Annotated in this window: 2 protein-coding genes; both read right to left on the reverse strand. The window is 48.9% G+C overall.

Annotation, left to right across the window (positions count from 1 at the left end):
• Nucleotides 1-34: 34 nt before the first annotated feature.
• Nucleotides 35-1,279, reverse strand: a complete 1,245-nt coding sequence (locus GOU96_RS17100) for a carboxynorspermidine synthase (RefSeq protein WP_000025716.1) — start codon at nt 1,277-1,279, stop codon at nt 35-37.
• A 13-nt stretch (nt 1,280-1,292) separates the two neighbouring features.
• On the reverse strand, nt 1,293-3,691 hold a 2,399-nt coding region (locus GOU96_RS17105; protein WP_324702038.1), incomplete at its 5' end, for a pyridoxal phosphate-dependent class III aminotransferase.

A 3,691-nucleotide genomic window follows, 5' to 3' on the forward strand; every position in this document is an offset into this window, starting at 1 on the left:
AGTTAATCACTGAGGTTTTCACTCTCAGTGTGCATTATTTCACCACTTGAATATCTGGCTGACCGGGTTCAAGTTCCATGACATCCCAGCCTAGACCGATCGATGGCATCGTTTCTAGGAAAGGATCTGGATTAAGCTGCTCCATATTGAATACCCCCGGCTCTGCCCATTCACCACGGAAAAACTGCAATGCCGCGGTAATCGCAGGCACACCCGTTGTATAGGCAATCGCTTGGTGCTCCACATCATGGTAAGCCACTTCATGATCAGCATGGTTATAGATGAAAACGCTACGCGCTTTACCGTCTTTTTTGCCCTGTACCCAAGTACCAATGCAGGTCAGACCTTTGTATCCCGGCGCAAGCGATGTGGGATCGGGCAACATCGCTTTCAATACTTGCAGGGGCTTAACAACCGTTCCATCTTGCAGAGTCAGAGGCTCAGGGCTCAATAAGCCAATATCACGCATCACATTGAAATAATTCAAGTAGCGATCACCAAAACCCATCCAGAACTCAATGCGCTTGGCAGGAATGAACTCTTTCAGCGAACGCAGCTCATCATGCGACATGGAGTACACTTTGAATTTGCCACATTTAGGGAAATCAAACTCCAACATCCGAGTATGGCAAGGTACGCGTTTCCACTCCCCTGCATCCCAATAGATGGAGTCACCCTGAATTTCCAATAGGTTGGTTTCAGGGTCAAAGTTCGTCGCAAACTTCTTGCCGTGATCGCCAGCGTTAATGTCTAAAACGTCAATGGTGTCGATTTCATCGAACAGATATTTCGCTGCGTAGGCCGCAAATACGCTGACTACACCCGGATCAAAACCCGCACTTAAAATCGCGGTGATACCGGCTTGCTTGAATTTGTCGCGAAACGCCCATTGTGCGTCATACGCCTCAGGTACTTGCTGGCCTTTGGAACAGAGATCGACCGAAACGGAGGTGTCCAAATAGGAAACTTTCGCTTGGTAACACGCTTCCATAATGGCGACGTTGACCCATGGTGGCCCAGCATTGATGACTAAATCTGGTTTTACTTCATTAATCAGTTTCACCAGTGATTCAATATCATCCGCGTTAACCTGACGCGCTTCTAGTTTCTTGGAAGAGTCTTTAAGGTTGTTTTTACCCTTAATCGACTCAATGATTTTTTCACACTTCGCAATCGAGCGAGACGCAATAGTAATATCACCCAGCACATCGTTGTTTTGTGCGGCTTTGTGCGCCACCACCCAACCAACACCGCCTGCACCAATCTGTAGAATAGACATAGTTCCTTTACCTTTAGTTCGCTAGCTCAGCAGCTAGCGCTTCAATTTTAGCCAGTAGAGAGTCGAAATCCGACATCGTCAAGCATGGGTTCAAGATTGTGAATTTTAAGGCCGTTTTGCCATCCACTATGGTTTCGCCAAGCACAGCGACACCACGTACCAGCGCCTGTAGACGAACGGCTTTGTTCAATTCATCCAGATCAGCAGCTTGTTCATTTACCGCGCGGAATAACACGGTAGACAAAGATGGTTCAGCTAAAAGCTCGAAGCTTTGATGCTGACGTACCAGTTCCGCCACCTGCAATGTTTGAGCGAGCAGGTGATCGTACATGGCGCCCAGTTGTTTAGGTCCCACGTTTTGCATGGTCATAAACACTTTTAGGGCATCAAAACGTTTAGTAGTCGAAATTGATTTATCGACTAGGTTTGGCAGCGTATCGTGCTCACGGTTTAGGTAATCTGCATGGTGCAGCAGATACTTAAAGTTATGCTTGTCTTTGAGCAGCAATGCGCCACAGCTAATGGTTTGGAAAAACAGCTTATGGAAATCCACACTGATGGATTGAGCGCGCTCGATGCCATTGAGGCGATCTTTATGACTGCTCAAGATCAGCGCGCCACCATAGGCACTGTCCACATGCATCCACAGTGCGTGCTTCTCAGCCACATCGGCGATCGTCACCAGATCATCAATCGCACCGTGGTCGGTAGTGCCTGCGGTACCCACAATGGCAAAGGGAATCAGCCCTTCAGCTTTGGCTTGTTTAACCGCAGCTTCAAGCTTAGTCACATCCATCGTGCCATTAGGTAGAGCTTCAACAGCAAGAATGGCTTTCTCACCGAGGCCCATCCAAGATGCCGATTTTTGTACCGTGAAGTGAGATTTCTTCGAACACACAATACGCAGTTTGTCCGCATACTCAGGTAGACCCAATTTCTGGATTGAATGGCCACTGAGCTTATCGGCGATCCAGTCACGAGCCAGCATCAGGCCCATTTGGTTGCTTTGCGTGCCACCGCTGGTGAAAATACCGTCCGCTTGCGCGCCCAGTTCATACTTTTCACACATCCAATCCACCACTTTCTGCTCAACAAAGGTTGCTGCAGACGATTGATCCCATGAATCCATGGATTGGTTCAATGACGCAATAATGGCTTCAGCAACAACGGAAGGCATTAAGGGTGGCGTGTGCAAATGCGCGATACAGTCAGGGTGCTGCACCATGATGGAGTTTTTCGCGATCAACTCTGCGGTCTCAGAGATAACTTCTTTTAGTGACGCATTTTTGTTATCCAGATCCACCGCGTAAATCGCTTCTTCTAGGACTTTAGGATCAAGGCCTGAATAAGGTGCTTTCACCTCTTCAAACACGGCTTTCATCGCAGCGGTCGTATGGTTCATCACTTGTGAGAACTCTTGGCTGCCCATGTGGCCAGTATGAATAAAGTGTTTTTTCCACTCTTGGTTAACTTGCTCAGGATCCTTTTTACCGCCGCCTGCAGCAAGAATCGCCTCTTCAAGCACACGTAACGCGAAATCGAGCTGTTCAAACGAGATAATAACTGGTGGCAAGAAACGAATCACGGAGCCATCACGGCCGCCCTTTTCTACCATCAAGCCGCGCTCAAGTGCCGCACGTTGAATCGCCAGTGTCAGTTGTGGTGCTGATTTTGGCTCACCAAACTTGTTCAGTTCACCACTCGGATCTTTTATCTCAAGACCCAGCATCAAGCCTTTACCACGTACTTCGGCAACACAGTTGACTCGGCTTTGGATTTTTTCTAGGCCAGCGCGTAGGTATTGACCCGCAATACGCGCGTGCTCAACGAGGTTATCACGCTGAATGATTTCAAGCGCTTTAGCGCCAGATACCATTGCAAGCTGGTTGCCACGGAAGGTTCCGGTGTGCTCGCCCGGACGCCATGTGTCGTGCTTTTTGTTGATAACCAGAATCGACATGGGTAAACCGCCGCCGATAGCTTTTGATAAACAAAGCACGTCAGGAATAATGCCAGACTCTTCAAATGCGAAGTTGTGGCCTGTTTTGCCTACACCACATTGGATTTCGTCAAAGATCAACAGGATGCCGTGCTCATCGCAAATACGGCGCAGTTCGCGCAACCAGAATGCTGGCGCAGGGATAACACCACCCTCACCTTGTACGGGTTCAACGATGATCGCAGCAGGTTTCATGATCCCCGCTTCATCATCATTCAGCAGACGTTCGATGTAGCGGATGCTCGCTTTCGCACCCTCATCACCCCCTAAACCAAACGGACAGCGTAAGCTGTACGGGAAAGGCATAAAGTGCACATCAGACATCAAGCCAGTACGGCGCGCTTTGGTATTGAGGTTACCCATCATCCCCATCGTGCCGTTAGTCATACCGTGGTAGGCACCACGGAAGGCAA

The organism is Vibrio sp. R-1 (assembly GCF_035615595.1).
Lineage (GTDB): Bacteria > Pseudomonadota > Gammaproteobacteria > Enterobacterales > Vibrionaceae > Vibrio > Vibrio cholerae.

Bases quoted from the DNA above. Each gene is read 5' to 3' on its own strand.
- GOU96_RS17100 (WP_000025716.1), bottom strand. From the start codon at position 1,279: ATGTCTATTCTACAGATTGGTGCAGGCGGTGTTGGTTGGGTGGTGGCG.